The following is an 18,113-nucleotide window of genomic DNA, read 5'->3' as shown; positions in this document are numbered from 1 at the left end:
ATTATACTTTGTACAATCTTACAAATATGCTAAATTTGCCCGGAATTCGGGATGTAGCGCAGTCTGGTAGCGTATCGGCATGGGGTGCCGGGGGTCGCTGGTTCGAATCCAGTCATCCCGACAAAAGAAAAGTCCATTCGAAAGAATGGATTTTTTTATTGAGGTCAATTGGAAGAAAATTTATTTTCGAACGATTGACACAATAAAATAAATTGCGCAGCGAACTTTTCTTTTGTCAATTCTCATTGTGGATCAGCGCAGCTAATCCATTCAATAAAGATGCAAAATTCATTATCGAACCAAACTTGTTTGAGTTCGAATAGAAAAAGAAAAGCAGAAGTACTAAGATTTTGTTGAGTATCTCCCAAACTCTGGATCAGCGTAGCTAATCCATTCTTAAAATTGCGCAGCGAAACTTTTCTTTTGTCAATGCTCCATGTGGATTAGCGGAGCTAATCGCCTCTCTTTTTATTATTCTACAAGAAATCCTTTGAGTAAACTTATAACGCTCGTTTGGTTTTCTACAAAATACTTCGCATCGGTTTCAGTGGTTCCCACTTTCACGCTGACCGCATGTTCAGGCACTTGTTGGAACATAAATTCGTCGGTCCAGTCATCACCAATTGTAAAAATAAAATCATAGGGTTTGCTGAGAAAAGTATTTGCTGCATTTCCTTTGTTGATGCTTCCACTCTTGACTTCGAGGACTTTGTTTCCTTGCATCACGGCGATATTTGAATTTGCGAGCAATCCCCGCAAGACGTTGCTTAGCTCATTGGACCGAATGTCTCTCAGTCCAGGCGCTACTTTTCTGTAATGCCAGACGAGCGAATACTCCTTTTCTTCCAAAAAGGAACCTGGCGTTCGATCCACAAAATTTTCAATAATCGGTCGAATGGACTCCATCCAATCTTTTTGAAGGTTTTGACTCATTTTCCATTTGGAACCCGAATTTTTAATCCAAACCCCATGTTCAGCTACTAATTGAATGGGCAAATGACCAAAATGACGATCCAAAAACGCCCGGTCTCGCCCGCTGATAATGATAATTTCAACTTGATTTTGAATGAGTTGATTCAAAACATTGTAAAGTTCATAAGAAGGAACTGCTTTCTCTGGATTTTTGTGATAAGCCGTCAAAGTTCCGTCGTAATCCAATAAGAAAATTCGACTTTGGGACGCCTTAAATTTTGAAATAATTTTCTCAAAATTTGACTTTCCCAGAAACCTTGTAAGCTTTTCTTCTTTTAATTGGGTTGTGGAATTCAAAGCTTCCATAAAGGCTGATGCCCATTTTTCTACATTGTATCTTTTAATTCGTTTTTGGAGAATTTGATTTCTTGAAATTTGTTCTTCCAAAGGCATTTCCAGAGCGGTTTTTAAAGCTTCGGCCATTTGGTTGTAATCATTGGGATTGATGAGAAGCGCATCATTCATCTCTTGTGCAACGCCCGCCATTTCGCTCAGAATCAAAACCCCGGTTTGATCAGTTCGCGAAGCGATGTATTCTTTTGCCACCAGATTCATTCCGTCGCGAATCGGGGTTAAAAAAGCAATTTCACATGATGTGTACAATTCAACCAATTCCTCAAAAGGCAATGAGCGGTAAAAATACCAAACCGGAACCCAAGTCGCTGTGGAGAACTTTCCATTGATTTTCCCTACTAATTCATCCACTTCTTTTTTGAGCTGTTGATATTGTGGAACGTTTTCGCGGGAAGGAACGGCCAACATAATCAAACGGACTTTTTCGTTGTATTCGGGATATTTTTCCAGAAAATATTCCAAAGCTTCCAGCCTTTTTGCAATTCCTTTGGTATAATCCAAGCGGTCGATGGAAAGAATGAATTTCGCATCGGGCGCCAAGGCGCGGTTTTGTTCCAAACGGGTTTTGAGTAAAGTTTTTTCATTTTTATTCTTTTGTTTTTCAGCTTCCTGATGAAATTTCTCATAATCAATTCCCATGGGAAAAGAATCCACTTTTATAATCCGGCTTCCGGCATGAATCGAATTGATATTGGTATCATAATGCAAAACACGACTTACCGAACTAATGAAATGTCGCTCGTAATCATAGGTGTGAAATCCGATGAGGTCGGCGCCGAGTATCCCTTCCAAAATTTCTTCCCGCCAGGGAAGCGTCCTGAAAATTTCATACGAAGGAAAGGGAATATGAAGAAAGAACCCTACAGAAACATCGGGTCGTTTTTCTTTGATTAATTGAGGAACCAATAATAATTGATAATCATGCACCCAGACTTTGTCTCCCTCATCCAAATGTTCGAGAATGGTTTCTGCAAATTTTTCATTTACTTTTTTATAGGTTTTCCAATGGTCTTCGTCATAATCCACATATTCCATAAAGTAGTGAAACAGAGGCCACAACACGCGATTGCTAAATCCGAAATAATATTCTTCAATTTCTTCTTCCGACAAAGGAACGCTGATGCAATTTTCATTGTAGGCAAGATTTTTGATTTCTTTTGTGGTGGATTCGTCAATTTCATCCGAAGGAATTCCTGCCCAACCAATCCATAAACTCTCGGAATTCTGATGGATGGACTTCATCCCGGTGGCCAATCCACCGACGCTGGGAGAAACTTTGACTTCTCCCGTGTCCTCTAAAAAAACATTGAGCGGCAGTCGGTTTGAAACGATAATAGTTTTGTTTTTCATTGCTTAAATCTTTTAATCAGTGAAATTATTTTTTATAAATCCGGTCTAATTGGTTAAAAGCTTTAAACTATAGGATATGAAAAATTTAGATTATGGAATCATAGGGAATTGTTTGACTGCTGCTTTAGTGTCCAAAAATGGTTCCATAGATTGGTGTTGCCTCCCTAAATTTGACTCGCCTTCCGTCTTCGCAAAACTGCTCGACAAAGAAAAAGGTGGTAGTTTTGGTTTCGAAGTAGATGAATCCTATACCATTTCTCAAAATTATTTACCCAAAACAAATATCCTTGTGACTCATTTCGAATCACAAGACGCGGCTTTTGAAGTACGTGATTTTATGCCCAGATATTACGAAGACAACGGGAAACTTCATACGCCGCTGGTCATCATTCGGTACCTGAAATTGTTGAAAGGTGAACCGAAATTCAAAGTAGTTTATGATCCCAAAATCGGATATGCCCAAGAAGAAACCATCAGCCGAATTAAAGATAATTACATCAAAAGTCATAAGGTGGAAGGCAGTTATGATTCGGTTTATTTCTATTCTGATTTTGATTATGAGTCGATTTTAAACGGTGAAGAATTGACTTTGAAGAAAGATTCGTTTTTCATGTTGAGTTATTATGAAAAAATTCTGGATCAAACCATTGACCGATGTTTTTTGCAATACCAAAGAACCTATGCGTATTGGTTGAATTGGTCTGAAAAAACCACGAATTATAATGCTTACAACAAGCAAATTAGACGTAGTGCGCTGGTTTTAAAATTATTAACTTATGAAAAATCGGGTGCGGTTCTGGCTGCGGCAACCACTTCTCTACCCGAAACCATCGGCGAAGTCCGAAACTGGGATTATCGGTTTTGCTGGATTCGCGATGCTTCCATGGTTTTAAGGGTTTTATTTGAAATTGGACACGTGGATTCTGCTCAGCGATTTATGAATTTTATCGTGCATACGGTTCCCAACAAAGGCGATAAAATGCAGATTATGTATGGAATAAACGGCGAATCGATCCTGACCGAATATTCACTTGATTATTTGTCCGGATATGAAAATTCTAAACCGGTTCGGGTCGGAAATGCGGCTTATATTCAAAAACAAAACGATATTTTCGGCATTTTAACCGAAATCATCTATCAACAGTTTTTATATTTCAAAACCTCCTTGGAACACAGCGAAGAACTTTGGACGATTGTCACCCAAATTGTTCATACCGTGAGTGAAAACTGGATGAAACCTGACAAAGGAATTTGGGAACATCGTGCCGAAGACCAGCATTTTACGTTTTCGAAATTATTGTGCTGGGTAGCCGTGGACAGAGCCATAAAAATCGCAAAACTTATCCATAAAACTTCAGTATTGGAAGAGTGGGAAGCATTGGTTTCTGAAATTTCTTTTGATATTTACAAAAACGGATGGAACGAAGAAGTAGGCGCCTACACACAGTCTTATGGATCGGTGGCTTTGGATGCTTCGATTTTGTTGATGGAAGATTATGGTTATTTGGAGCCGCACGATCCGCGTTATGTTTCGACTGTGAAAGCCATCGAAAAAGAACTTTGCCGTGATGGTTTGATGTATCGCTACAAAAATCGTGATGACTTTGGTTTACCGAGTTCCTCATTTACGATTTGTAGTTTTTGGTTCATCAACAGTTTGTATAAGATAGGAGAAAAGAAAAAAGCCAAAGAATATTTCGATCAGATTCTTTCGTATGGAAATCATTTAGGACTTTTCAGTGAAGATTTGGATTTCGAAACCAAACGATTATTGGGGAATTTCCCACAAGCTTATTCGCATTTAGGATTGATACAAACTGCCATTAATTTCTCCGGAGGAATTAGTGATCAGGAAGAATTGAAGAATTTGTAGATATAAATTATTAATTTTACCGCAAAGAAACGATAATGAAAAAAGCTCTTTACTTATTTTTATTAATAAACTCATCCTTTGCAATTTCTCAGATTTCTTTTAATGAAATGGAAGTGCTGAACGACAGATCATATCAAGTTCTTGATTTTATGACCTATGGAGACATTAATAATGATGGGTTCCCTGAGATGTTTTTTTCTGGTCAATCGTCTAATTCTTTAGGCTTTTTTTGGTTACTAAACGATTCAGGTGATTATAAATCCAGATCAAGAATGAGCCAAGATGCTTTCAAGAATAAAAAGATGAAGTATTTATTTGATGTAGATAAAGATGGTTTATTGGACATCATCGGAATTGCATATAACAACAAATACTATTGGTTAAAAAATTTAGGAAATAACACCTTTGTAAATAATTGGCAATTCTTGGTTTCTTACCCAATTGATTATTACAGTTCGGATTTGTTTTATGACTATAACAAAGATGGTTATTTTGATTTCTTTGTGACTACAAGCCAAGGCGAAGTTTACCGATACACAAATCAACAAGGGAATGGTTTTTCTTCACCAGAACTTGTTTTCTATACTGATAATACTTTTTTGGGAAACATTCGCGATATTAAGTTTTTAGATTTTAACCAAGATGGTCATGAAGATTTATTGGTTCGTACATTTTCAACAGATTTTGATCTTTATCTAAACAATGGAAACGATTATTATCAATATCATATACCTATCGAAAATCAGGCAAACGAATATGACTTAGATTCTTTTGACTTTGACGGTAATTCCTTAAATGATTTTGTGATTTACGACGAAAATAATTTGAGGATTAGAACCTTTTTTTATGATGAGGACGAGAACGAGTATTTTTCACAAGACGTTTTCATTGACAATCCATTTACGCACAATTCATTTGGAGGAACTGTAAAGTCTCATGTAATAGACTTCAACCAAGACGGCTTAGAAGATATTCTTGTAACAACGGGACCTGGAGATAATGAATATTCAAATCTTTATTATTACGAAAATATTGGAAATCAAGAATTTGCAGAAAAAGTTTTAATAGTAAGTAGTATTCAACGATTAGAAAACGTATATATTGACGATTATAATGTAGATGGACTAAACGATGTTTTTTTAGTTAATAACACCAATTATTTTCCAAATTTTAAGCTTTTGATTAATGAAGGAAATAATGATTTTAAAGAAGTTATAGTTGAAAGTTTTTTTAAAAGCTCTGACAAATCTTTTTTATTGGACTTCAATAATGATGGGAATATAGATATTTTTAACGGTAAAAGTGGTTTGCTGTGGTATGAAAATTATGGGAATGATGAATGGTCGGGAAGAAGATTTATATCTTCTTTAGACATAGATTTTAAGAGAAAAATTAATTATGAGTTGATTGACATAAACAATGATGGTTTGTTTGATATTATTTCAAATGAAACAGATGGCGATTTTTCTATTGAGTTAGAAGGTAACTTTTTTTCTGTATATCAAAATTTGGGAAATCAAGAATTTGAGAAAATATATAGTTTGGATTATGATTATCTAGATCATTGGGAGCATTATGAAGTATTCAAAAATAATGACGAACTATTTCCAGATGTATATTTTACAAAGCCACTATTTGACTCAGAGTTTTCCCATGAACTTTTCTATATTAAAAACAATGGAGGCAATTTTGAACTGCCTGCGCAATCCACAATTCTTCCTATAGGTACGATTATCAAACCTTTAAGCGATTTTAAAATGACTGATTTAAATAATGACGGTCTTCCGGAGGTTGTTTATTTGGACAACGATTTTGATAATCAATTATATAGACTAAACTATCTCGAAAATTTAGGAAACAATATTTTTAGAAGAGAAGTGCTAGGTACATCCTCAAACTATATTGGTCACCAAATGTTCCCCGTTGATTACGACTCAGATGGTGATCAAGATATTATTATAGGAAATTACAAGTATGGAACGAGAGAGTTTTCAGTTTATGAAAACGATAATATGCTTTTCACTAAAAAATTAATAGATGAGAATGCGATAGTCGACGATGTTTTAGTTCACGATATAAACAACGATGGTTTATTGGACATCTTAACAATTGCTTACTATGGATGGCATGAACCAGAATACGAATATCAATATGTTATTTTTTATTATGAAAATCAAGGAAACGGCCAGTATGAGAAACATTTAATCTATCAATTTGATTCTTATTTTAATAATGATAATACTCCTGACAGAGGAAATATTTATCTATACGATAAAAACCTTGATGGAGAATTGGATCTATTAGTTTCTTGCTCTGATGATTATAGCACTATTCTCTTCTTGCTAAATACGTCAAACCTTGAAGTTGAAGATTTAGATGGTTCTATAAACCTCACTCAAGTTTATCCCAATCCATTTTCAGAGGTCATTAATTGGAAATCTGTGTCACCAAAAAATAATTATAATGTCTTGATTTTTGATTTGGCTGGAAAAAAAGTATTTAGCAATAATTTAAAACAAAACCATCTTGATTTAAATTTTCTTGAAAAAGGGATATATATATTGAAAATAGACAACGAATCATTCAAAGTCATTAAAAAATAACCTGCCAAATTGTCGCAATAGTCCTTTGGATTTAATTTTGCAATAAGCTTAGAAAATTAAACAGTAAATGGACTTTAATCAATATACAATCAAATCAAGAGAAGCGATACAAAAAGCACAGCAAATTGCTTTTGGTAACGGACATCAGGCGATTGAGCCTGCGCATATTCTCAAAGGAATGATGGAGTCTGATCAAGAGGTTTTGGACTTCATAATCGAAAAACAAGGCGGAAATCCCGAACATATCAAAAACGAATTAACTGACATAATTTCACGTTTCCCCAAAGTTTCGGGAGGTTCTGGAAATCATCTTTCCAACGGGGCCAACAAGATTTTGCTTGCCGCAATGGACGAAGCCAAAAAGATGAAAGATGAATTTGTAACGATGGAACATTTGATTTTGGGAATTTTGAAAAACAATTCCAATGTTTCCCAAATCCTCAAAGACCACGGACTGACTTATGACGGTTCAATTCAAGTCATTAACGAACTTCGAAAAGGACAAAGAGTAACTTCTGAAAACGCAGAAGAAACCTATAATTCACTCAATAAATACGCGAAAAATTTAACGGAACTGGCCTACGATGGAAAATTAGATCCCGTAATTGGGCGCGATGATGAAATCCGTCGGGTTTTGCAAATCCTTTCCCGAAGAACCAAAAACAACCCGATTTTAATCGGGGAACCGGGTGTGGGAAAAACCGCAATTGCAGAAGGAATCGCTCATCGAATCATCAGCGGCGATATTCCCGAAAACCTTTTGAACAAAAAAGTCTTTTCACTTGATATGGGTGCTTTGGTTGCCGGAGCGAAATACAAAGGTGAATTTGAAGAGCGTTTAAAAGCCGTGGTAAAAGAAGTCACGGAATCTAACGGTGACATCATTTTGTTCATCGACGAAATTCATACGTTGGTTGGAGCCGGTGGTGGCGGAGAAGGCGCTATGGACGCAGCCAACATCTTGAAACCGGCATTGGCTCGAGGTGAATTACGTGCCATAGGTGCTACAACTTTGAACGAATACCAGAAATACTTTGAAAAAGACAAAGCACTGGAACGTCGTTTCCAACAGGTTTTGGTGGAAGAACCAGACGAAGAATCAGCGATTTCGATTTTGAGAGGAATCAAGGAAAAGTACGAAGTTCACCACAAAATTCGCATCAAAGACGAAGCAATCATCGCAGCAGTTCAGCTTTCAACTCGTTATATTTCAGACCGTTTCTTGCCCGACAAGGCGATTGACCTGATGGACGAAGCGGCTTCCAAATTGCGAATGGAAATGAATTCCAAACCGGAAGAATTAGACATCATCGATCGAAAAATCATTCAGTTGGAAATTGAAATTCAGGCGATTAAGAAAGAAAACGATGAAAAGAAATTAAATCTTCTAAAAGAAGAATTAGCCAATTTACAAGAAGAAAGAAACGAATTGAACGCCAAATGGCTAGAAGAAAAAGGAAAGGCCGATCAGGTGCAGGAAGCCAAAAAGAAAATCGATGAATTAAGAATTCAGGCCGAACAAGCTGAACGTGCCGGTGATTATGAAACCGTTGCAAGAATCCGTTATGAATCCATCAAACAAGAAGAAGAAAAACTTCAGAATCTGGAGAAGCAAATGGCGGAAGAAGGTCAGAACAAATTGGTAAAAGAAGCCGTGGATTCGGAGGATATCGCAGAAGTTGTTTCCAAATGGACGGGTATTCCGGTCAACAAAATGTTGCAAAGCGAAAGAGAAAAACTCCTGCATCTGGAAGATGAATTGCACAAAAGAGTCATCGGTCAGGAAGAAGCCATTCAGGCGGTGGCCGATGCGATTCGTAGAAGCCGTGCGGGATTGAGCGATGAAGGCAAACCGATTGGTTCCTTTATGTTTCTTGGCCCGACGGGAGTTGGGAAAACAGAATTGGCAAAAGCACTTGCAGAATTCCTGTTTGATGATGAAAATGCAATGACCCGAATTGACATGAGCGAATACCAAGAACGCCATTCGGTAAGCCGTTTGGTCGGTGCGCCTCCTGGTTATGTAGGTTATGACGAAGGCGGTCAACTGACAGAAGCCGTGCGTAGAAGACCTTATTCGGTCGTTTTGTTGGACGAAGTCGAAAAAGCACATCCAGATGTTTTCAATATTTTATTGCAAGTTTTGGATGACGGACGATTGACGGACAACAAAGGTCGTGTGGTGAATTTCAAAAACACGATTATCATCATGACTTCGAATTTTGGTTCGCCAATTATTCTAGAGAATTTTGAAAAAGTAACGACTGAAACGGTTTGGGAGATTTATGACAAAACAAAAATTGAAGTTTTTGAGGAATTGAAACGTCATTTCAGACCGGAATTTCTGAATCGAATTGATGAAACCATATTGTTTAAACCTTTGAGTACACAACAGATTTCAGGAATTGTTAAAATTCAGATTGATGAATTGGCCAAAAAATTGGCCAAAAGAGACATTACTTTGGATATAACCGATGAAGCTTTGGGCTATATTTCCAACAAAGGTTACGATCCGCAGTTTGGAGCGAGACCATTGAAAAGAGTGGTTCAGCAGGATGTTTTGAATGAATTATCAAAGGAAATTCTAAAAGGAAATGTGCATGATAACAGCGTGGTGCTGATTGATTATTTCCCTGAAAAAGAAGGTGAAAACAAGTTGGTATTTAATGTGAAATAATTAAATACCACCCTTTATAAAGAAAATGTCACGGTAATTCCTGTGACATTTTTTATTTCTATTATATCTTAAATTTTTGCACATATAAATATCACACTTTGTACCCTTAAATGTCACACTTTGTACCCTTGATTTATAGAAGTTTTTTGCATTGATTGGTTAGATTTGATTCTTCTAAAAGTCATTTCGCTTTAAATTAAAACAAATCATATTATGAGAAAAATCTATTTTTTATTTTTGATCCTGGGTCTATTTTGGGCAAGTCCAAATGGTTTGTCGGCCCAAGAAATCATTACCGAAGTAATTCACTCTGCCGGATCGGCAAAAGCTAAACACCATCAAGCCCAACAGCTGAAAACGGATTACGAATTAAAGTTAAGTCAAGAAGAAGTTCAATATTACCAAAAATCGGAACCCAATGAATCAACACAATCAACAGAAGGAATTGATGAAACCGTATCTTTACAGGTCAATTTAATTTACCCTTCGGGTACCTATTCCCCTAGTTTTGTAGTGGTTTTCAAAGAAGAGGAAAATTCTCAAAGCGAAATGATGGGAGATACCAATACGGTAACCTTTCAGGTGACTCCCGGAGTTTACGATGTCTTGGTTCAATCTATGAAAATGTCGGATAGGAAGTTCGCTTTTAGTTTCAAGGAATTAATTAACGTAACAGAAGATACCATTGTAAATATTGACTTAACAGAAGCCGACAATCTGATTACCACCCAATTTTTGGATCAAGACGGAAACGATTTGAAACCCGGAATTGTGGATCCTAACACAGGAGAAGTTACAGGTGGAACCGCAAATGTTTATGCTACCACCTATATTTATTATAAATCAAAAAAATGGACACCGTTTGTCTGTTACTATTTATGGGAAAACAGTGATGGAATTGAAAACGAAGTTTGGAATTATTATGTTTCCGATGTGAGTGATCGCTATGCATTCATCCATACCAATTTAGGGTTGGGATACAATGGAGAGGGATATGTGTCAAAATATGAAACCTTGGACGATGGTGTAACAACCCCTTTCAATCTTCAAAACAACCCGGAGGAATGGGTAACGCATGAACAAGCTTTCCAACCAAGTATTTTAGGCGAGGGCCAAGGTGAATTTTATTATGGATTTTCTAATTGGGATGTTTACAATGGTTACGGACTTTCAGGATGGATCGGAAGACTTTTTCCAGATGCTGCTAATCTCAATGAAAAGTTGCGCTTTCACCTGAACAATGCCGATGATGAGAATCCTACCGATATTATTTTAAATCCGGTATTAAAAGATTATTATGGAACAGTAGACCCTTGGATGGGCGATGAAAGTTTTCATATCACTGGAAATTCAATTATGCTTGACGCAGACCGAAACGTTACGTATGGTTCTTCTACTTTTCTTTCGGGGTATTATTTTACAGGATATATCTACCATGTAAATGAAGAAGGTGTAGGACTTTTGCCCTTCCATCCAAAGTTTTCATTTCAGTACACTCCTGAAAATCAGGTAAATTTTGGAAACAATGTGCCGATTAGCATCACCAGTTATGACGGATTATTCGTAAAGGCTAGTTATATCGGCAGAAACGGTGAAGGTCGCGAATCTGATATCCTGAACACAGAAGTCTTAGCCAAAAGAGACGGAATTACAATTTTTGAAGGAACATATCCAGATTTCTTATGGACCGATCCTATCGAAAGCGGGAATATTGAAATAAGTTTTTCCAATTCAAATACAATGATTGGTGAAATGCAAGGCGTTACGGAAACCATTCTTAGTTTCAATGCCGGAAATTCAGACAATATTCCGCCTACACTTCAAATGCTTCAGTTCAGAAATGGATCTGGTGAGGTGACCGACAGATTTGCTGAAGGCGAAGAAGGTTTTGTACGTTTGGCAGCAGGAGATTTTGAATATATGCCCGAAACCCGTTCTTTGAGCTATATTCCCGGAAATACAGTAGAGTTTTTGTACAGCCCGCACGGAGAAAATGATTGGACGGAACTGGCCTTGACCCACTATCCGGAACACTTAGTCCCATTAGCTTTTGGTGATTATTACGAAGCTTCTTTGGCCACAATAAACACTCCAAATAACGACGCATGGTATGATGTCAAAATTATTTGTACAGACGAAGCTGGAAATAAACAAGAACAAACAATTTCACCCGCCTTTAAATTAAATTCAACCCTAGAATTAGATGAAGTTTCGGATTCCGATTTTATAGTTTATCCAAATCCTTTCACAGGAGATTTAAATATCCTACTGCCCGAAACATTGAAGGGTAATTATATTTTCCGTATTAGTGATTTAACAGGAAAAACGATTTATCAAAATCAACAATCAAGCGACATAAAAAACTTTAGTTGGAACGGGAAATCCCTTCCAAAAGGAGTTTACATTTTATCTGTCGAAAACAATGGAAAAATCATTGCAAAAAGATTGATAAGAAAATAATTTGTGTAAATGTTAATGAGTCCCGTTGGAGCAATCCGGCGGGATTTTTAATTATTTCTCTTTTTTAAAAGATTAATTAAGTTTAGAGTAATTAATATAAAAAAGGCAGGAATTAAAAAGAAAATGAGTGAATAACTCACCCATCCAACTTTTAAATAATGCCCCAATTCCAATAAATAAATAATTCCGGCATAAATCGATATAAGAAAAAATGATTGCGAATATAATCGCACAAAAAAACGATAGGAAATCGATTTGTTACCTATTAAAAAATAATTAAGGATAATAATTAATACGGGAACACCAATTGTTAAGAAATAAAACATCTATCAAAAATCAATAACCAAACCTTCGCAAATCCCCGTCTTTTTTACGCCAATCTTTCTTGACCTTCACAAAGAGTTTCAGGAAAATCTTTTTATTGAAGAATTTTTCCAGATCCTCACGGGCTTCTTTACCGACTTTCGTAAGGGATTCGCCTTTGTGACCGATGATAATTCCTTTTTGTGTATCGCGTTCTACATAGATTTCTGTTTCGATCTGAATCATTTCCAAACCTTCTTTAAAGATTTGCGTCACGACTTCCACCGAATAAGGAATTTCTTTTTTATAGTTCAACAAGATTTTCTCGCGGATGATTTCGTCCACAATAAATCGTTCCGATTTATCGGTCAACTGATCTTCCGGAAAATACATCGGACCCTCCGGCAAAAGCTGTATGATTTTGCTTTTCAGCAAATCGACATTGACATTTTCCAAAGCAGAAATAGGAAGAATTTCGGCTTCCGGCAATAATTGATGCCAATGTTCCACCGATTGTTCAAGTCTTTCCTGAGTCGTTGTATCAATTTTATTGAGAAGAATGATAACCGGAGTTTTTGTTTTTTGCAGTTTCTCAAAAAATTCTATGTTTTTGGGTTGTTTTTCACCCACTTCCACCACATATAAAATCAGGTCGGCATCGACCAAAGCTTCCTTTACATACTCCATCATTTTAGTCTGGAGTTCGTAAGCAGGTTCCAGAATTCCGGGCGTATCGGAAAACACGATCTGATAATCATCGCCAGTCAGAATTCCCTTGATTCTGTGACGTGTGGTTTGGGCTTTGTGCGTGGCGATTACGAGCTTTTCGTCCATCAACAAATTAAGCAAAGTGGACTTTCCCACATTCGGATTTCCGATGATGTTCACAAACCCTGATTTGAATTTTTTTTCTTCCGGCATTTTGCAAAGTTAAATAAAAGCTGTCTAAACTGTTTTTTGTAAATTTACCTGAAATAATTCTGTGATGAAAACTGTTTCGCTGGAGTCAAAAAGAAAAAAAATTACGGACTGGGTCAATAAAATTGAGGACAAAGAAGTGCTTGATCAAATGATTGATTTCATAAATAATTCGGAAAAACCCATTTACGATCCCGCTTACGAAGCAAGCCTTTCGGGTAAGGAGAAAATTGAATATTGGAAAAAAGTTGGGATCAGTGGGGATGAATTAAGAAAAAATCTACACGAATACATCGATAGTTTGCCGTGGAAAGAAAAGTAATATATTCATCGGGAACCAGAAAGTTTTTGAGAAATCTAATCTATATCCTTTTTGAGAACGACTATTTTGGATTTCAGGAGGATGCTAAAAAATTACGTAGATAGAATTACAATCTTTATTGAAGAAAAAATCGCCGAATTTCCATCGAAAGAAACTCCGGAAGTTTTGAAAAAATTTGGTGAGAGATACGTTACCTACAAAGCCAATAACCGCACTACTTGGTATATTTTCTTTTCACAAGAAGAAGACTTCTACTTCATAAAATTCATCACCAATAACCACACGGACTTTATTCAAAATTTCAATTTATAATTCTTTTTTCAAATTATATTTTGTCAGGCTGAGCTTGTCGAAGCCAATTTCCTTCAAAAATTCTGTATTTTAGCGCAATGAATTTACTTACTTCATCGTAAGACAAGAATGCTTTCATGAAAACAAGAAAAGATTTTTCCAATTTAACATACAAACCAAGCGGTAAGACAGAGGTTTCATCGCAACAGGAAACGGAACTCGACAGTCTGAACGTCAAAGATATTTACACTTCAGAAGACGCGGAAATCAATCCTTATCGGAATAATTTACCCGGAATTGCGCCCTTTTTGCGCGGACCTTATACGACCATGTACGTCCGCAAGCCTTGGACCATCCGCCAATACGCCGGATTTTCCACTGCCGAAGAATCCAATGCTTTTTACAAACGAAATCTCGCAGCCGGACAAAAAGGTCTTTCCGTTGCTTTTGATTTGGCGACACACCGAGGATATGATTCTGACCACGAAAGAGTTGTAGGTGACGTGGGGAAAGCCGGTGTAGCCATCGATTCGGTGGAAGATATGAAAATTCTTTTTGACGAAATTCCATTGGATCAAATTTCGGTTTCCATGACTATGAACGGTGCGGTTTTGCCGATTCTGGCTTTTTACATCGTGGCAGCCGAAGAACAAGGCGTAAGTCAAAATCAGCTTAGCGGAACCATTCAAAACGATATTTTGAAGGAATTCATGGTGCGGAATACGTACATCTATCCGCCTACGCCTTCCATGAAAATCATTGCCGATATTTTTGAATATACCTCCAAAAACATCCCGAGATTCAATTCGATTTCGATTTCGGGTTACCATATGCAGGAAGCCGGCGCAACGCCCGTTTTGGAAATGGCTTATACGCTCGCAGATGGATACGAATACGTAAAAACCGGATTGGCAGCCGGATTGAACATTGATGATTTCGCACCGAGATTGTCTTTTTTCTGGGCAATCGGGATGAATTATTTCCAGGAAATCGCCAAAATGCGTGCAGCTCGTGTCATTTGGGCTGAAATGATGAAAGAATTCAATCCGAAATCACCCAAATCATTGATGTTGCGTACACATTGCCAAACATCGGGTTGGAGTTTGACCGAACAAGAACCTTACAATAATATTACCCGGACTGCCATTGAAGCGATGGCAGCTGCTTTGGGCGGAACCCAATCTTTGCATACCAACGCCTTGGATGAAGCCATCGCTTTGCCCACTGATTTTTCTGCAAGAATTGCCCGAAATACCCAATTGATCATTCAGGAAGAAACCCAAATTTGCCGAACGGCTGATCCGATGGCGGGAAGTTTTATGATTGAAGCCCTGACCGGACAAATGATGGAAAAAGCTTGGGAATACATCAAAGAAGTAAAAGAATTGGGCGGAATGACCAAGGCCATTGAAGCCGGAATTCCCAAAATGAGGATCGAAGAAGCAGCCGCGAAAAAACAAGCCAAAATCGACATTGGCGAAGATGCAATCATCGGTGTGAATTCTTATAAATCCAAATTGGAACAAGAAGAATTGGAAATTCTGGAAATCGACAATACAGCAGTTCGACAAAGTCAGATTGCGCGGTTGAATAAAATGAAAGTCGAAAGAGATTCGGAAAAAGTAAAAGAAATTCTGGATCAACTGACCGAAGCTGCAAAATCCGGAAACGGAAATTTGTTGGAATTGTCGATTGAAGCCGCAAGAAGACGTGTAACTTTGGGTGAGATTTCCGATGCTTTGGAAAGCGTTTTCGGTCGTCACAAAGCCCAAACCAAATCCATTCAGGGAGTTTATGCTATGGAAGCCAATCAAAATACATCATTTGCGGAAGCAAGAAATTTAGCCAATCAGTTCGCAGAAAAATTCGGTCGAAGACCAAGGATTATGGTGGCGAAAATGGGACAAGACGGACACGACCGCGGCGCCAAAGTCGTGGCAACGAGTTATGCCGATATGGGATTTGATGTGGACATCGCGCCACTTTTCCAGACGCCAGCCGAAGTCGCCAAACAAGCCGTGGAAAACGACGTACACATTTTGGGAATTTCTTCATTGGCAGCCGGACACAAAACTTTGGTTCCAGAAGTGGTAGAAGAATTGAAAAAATACGGACGCGAAGATATGTTCATCGTGGTGGGCGGTGTGATTCCGCGACAGGATTATGATTTCCTTTACGAGCACGGTGCTCATGCGATTTTTGGACCGGGAACCAATTTGGCAGATTCGGCGATTGAAGTTTTGAATAAATTTTTAAAAGATTAGGCTCCTATGGGAAAGTTTTACCGGATTTTAATCATTACCCTAAAATTTCTCTGCCTGGTTTTTATTGCTTGGTTTGCGGTCTATTTCCTTTTGGGAGACCGGTTTTCCATCTATTTTACCGATCGGGTTTTCGCTTCATGGTTTCCGCAGATTTTGGTTTTTCTAACTGCGGCATCCATCTACGCGCTTTTCATTTTAGCCATTAAATCATCCCGAAAAAAATGGCAAAACATCCTGCTTTTCATCGGAGGTTTTTTCTTTGCACTGATTCCTTTTGTAACGTATCACGGTTATTTTCAATACCAATGTGAATTTTGGAATGATGAAATAAAATCAGAAAAAACATTGTATATCAATAGTTTGAATCAAAATGAAACGGTGAAAGTTGTGAACTCATTTTGTACAAACGAGGAGTCAGAAATTAAAACCGATACTGTTTTTTCCAAAAAATTTACGCCTTATTTCGAATTAAATGATGAGGTGAAAATTAAGAAAGCCGAGAAGTCGGATTGGACGGTTTTCAGATAAATACTCTTTCTTCCATTTTTGTATCTTAGCATAAAGTTTTGGTTATGGATATTCAGGCAACAAAATTGGAGTTAATTCAATATTTATTAAACACAAAAAAAGAGTCTTTGCTATTGAAAATAAAGGAATTAATTCTTCAGGAAAAAGAAGAAATCATTGGATATTCCGGAAATGGAGAGCCACTTACAATCGAAATACTGAATGCTAAATTAGAAAGAGCCGAGAAAGACTATCAAGCAGGAAGAATTACTACTGATGAAGATTTGGAAAGAGAAATTGAGAATTGGTAATGACCGAGAAGAATTATAAAGTAGTTTGGTCTGATGAAGCGAAATCAGATTTGAAGGACATCTATAATTATATCAAAAATAAATCTCCACAAGGAGCAAAAAGTGTTATTTCAGATATTCGCAATGCTCCAAAAAAGATTCATTTTTCCCAACAAAATGAACTTGAGCATTATAATAATGCCTATTACAGGATTATCGTTCGAAATTATAAACTGCTTTATCGAGTATATGAAGATAAAAGGGAATTAGTCGTCTATGTGGTTTTCGACGCACGTCAGTCCCCTGAAAAATTAATCGGTAAATAATTTTTCCAAAACTCATTACCTTCAAAAATCAAACCCCAAGCCTTGAAAATATCTGAATTAAAAGAAATAAAAACCATTCGTCGGCCTACAAAAGAATTTGATGAAAAGGGCAACAGAGTTTTTGAAGAAGTGCAAGTGGAAGTCAATATTGCTGCAACTTTTAAAGAAAAGAACTGGCAAAGATATTTTGCGAAACTCATTGATCTTTTTCCATTGATAATCGTCTTGTATTTATTTTTTGAAATTCACTTTTTTCTGATTTTTTGCAGTGCAATTATTCTAAATATTATTTTAGGAGCGATTTCGGAGAGCATTTGGGGACGGACGATTGGTAAAAAGATTTTTAATTTAAGAGTTGTAAATGATTTTGGAAAAAATCCGGCACTTCATCAATCCTTAATTCGAAACTTTCTTTTTATATTAACTTTTGATGGTTCAACTTCGATATTATTCCGAAAACTACTGGACAAATATGGGATTTTCAGTTTCGTTGCTTCTCCAAACAATTCCAAAGCAAGAATTTTTGTAGTGGATAAGGAAGAATACGAGAAAATTAAAAAATTGCTGGTAACTAGGACAGATTAATAATCAGACTCCTATTTC

General features: G+C 37.0%; 13 protein-coding genes and 1 tRNA gene. 12 read left to right on the top strand and 2 right to left on the bottom strand.

Annotated elements, in window-relative coordinates; translation table 11 throughout:
- Positions 1–47 precede the first annotated feature (47 nt).
- A tRNA-Pro gene (locus tag WBF63_RS02630) sits at positions 48–121 on the top strand.
- 350 nt (positions 122–471) lie between these two features.
- Here the strand turns inward: WBF63_RS02630 and WBF63_RS02625 are convergent.
- Complete coding sequence (locus WBF63_RS02625) at positions 472–2,676, bottom strand: bifunctional alpha,alpha-trehalose-phosphate synthase (UDP-forming)/trehalose-phosphatase (RefSeq protein ID WP_424368143.1); 2,205 nt, start codon at positions 2,674–2,676, stop codon at positions 472–474.
- Between the two features lie 76 nt (positions 2,677–2,752).
- Between WBF63_RS02625 and WBF63_RS02620 the strand changes: the two genes are divergently transcribed.
- The 4 genes from WBF63_RS02620 (at position 2,753) to WBF63_RS02605 (ending at position 12,289) form a co-directional block, all read left to right on the top strand.
- Entirely contained in the window at positions 2,753–4,549 is a 1,797-nt protein-coding gene (locus WBF63_RS02620) for a glycoside hydrolase family 15 protein (protein ID WP_424368142.1), read from the top strand.
- 35 nt (positions 4,550–4,584) lie between these two features.
- Entirely contained in the window at positions 4,585–7,152 is a 2,568-nt protein-coding gene (locus tag WBF63_RS02615) for a T9SS type A sorting domain-containing protein (RefSeq protein ID WP_424368141.1), read from the top strand.
- Between the two features lie 67 nt (positions 7,153–7,219).
- The gene (gene clpB / locus WBF63_RS02610; protein ID WP_424368140.1) at positions 7,220–9,829 is read left to right on the top strand and encodes an ATP-dependent chaperone ClpB; all 2,610 of its coding nucleotides are present in this window, start codon (positions 7,220–7,222) and stop codon (positions 9,827–9,829) included.
- A gap of 213 nt (positions 9,830–10,042) precedes the next feature.
- Positions 10,043–12,289, top strand: a complete 2,247-nt coding sequence (locus WBF63_RS02605) for a T9SS type A sorting domain-containing protein (RefSeq protein WP_424368139.1) — start codon at positions 10,043–10,045, stop codon at positions 12,287–12,289.
- A gap of 336 nt (positions 12,290–12,625) precedes the next feature.
- Here WBF63_RS02605 and era read toward each other — a convergent pair whose 3' ends face one another.
- Complete coding sequence (gene era / locus WBF63_RS02600; RefSeq protein ID WP_424368138.1) at positions 12,626–13,513, bottom strand: GTPase Era; 888 nt, start codon at positions 13,511–13,513, stop codon at positions 12,626–12,628.
- Positions 13,514–13,577: 64 nt separating this feature from the next.
- On the opposite strand from era, the gene WBF63_RS02595 reads away from it, so the two are divergent.
- The 7 genes from WBF63_RS02595 to WBF63_RS02565 all read left to right on the top strand — a co-directional run bounded on the left by WBF63_RS02595 (position 13,578) and on the right by WBF63_RS02565 (position 18,095).
- Complete coding sequence (locus tag WBF63_RS02595; protein WP_424368137.1) at positions 13,578–13,832, top strand: hypothetical protein; 255 nt, start codon at positions 13,578–13,580, stop codon at positions 13,830–13,832.
- An 81-nt stretch (positions 13,833–13,913) separates the two neighbouring features.
- Positions 13,914–14,144 (top strand): hypothetical protein, encoded by a 231-nt coding sequence (locus WBF63_RS02590; protein ID WP_424368136.1) that lies wholly within the window; start codon positions 13,914–13,916, stop codon positions 14,142–14,144.
- Positions 14,145–14,260: 116 nt separating this feature from the next.
- The gene (gene scpA / locus WBF63_RS02585; protein WP_424368135.1) at positions 14,261–16,387 is read left to right on the top strand and encodes a methylmalonyl-CoA mutase; all 2,127 of its coding nucleotides are present in this window, start codon (positions 14,261–14,263) and stop codon (positions 16,385–16,387) included.
- Between the two features lie 6 nt (positions 16,388–16,393).
- Positions 16,394–16,915: a hypothetical protein gene (locus WBF63_RS02580; protein ID WP_424368134.1), complete on the top strand. Its 522-nt coding sequence runs from the start codon at positions 16,394–16,396 to the stop codon at positions 16,913–16,915.
- Between the two features lie 44 nt (positions 16,916–16,959).
- Entirely contained in the window at positions 16,960–17,205 is a 246-nt protein-coding gene (locus WBF63_RS02575; RefSeq protein ID WP_424368133.1) for a hypothetical protein, read from the top strand.
- Complete coding sequence (locus tag WBF63_RS02570; RefSeq protein ID WP_424368132.1) at positions 17,205–17,510, top strand: type II toxin-antitoxin system RelE/ParE family toxin; 306 nt, start codon at positions 17,205–17,207, stop codon at positions 17,508–17,510. Before WBF63_RS02575 ends, WBF63_RS02570 begins: the two co-directional genes overlap by 1 nt.
- Positions 17,511–17,552: 42 nt before the next feature.
- Positions 17,553–18,095, top strand: a complete 543-nt coding sequence (locus WBF63_RS02565; RefSeq protein WP_424368131.1) for an RDD family protein — start codon at positions 17,553–17,555, stop codon at positions 18,093–18,095.
- Positions 18,096–18,113: the final 18 nt, after the last annotated feature.

Origin of the sequence: Moheibacter sp. (genome assembly GCF_049672845.1) — a bacterium.
Classification (GTDB): domain Bacteria; phylum Bacteroidota; class Bacteroidia; order Flavobacteriales; family Weeksellaceae; genus Moheibacter.
Note: the sequence above shows the minus strand (reverse complement) of the source record. Positions and strands in the feature narration are given on the sequence as shown.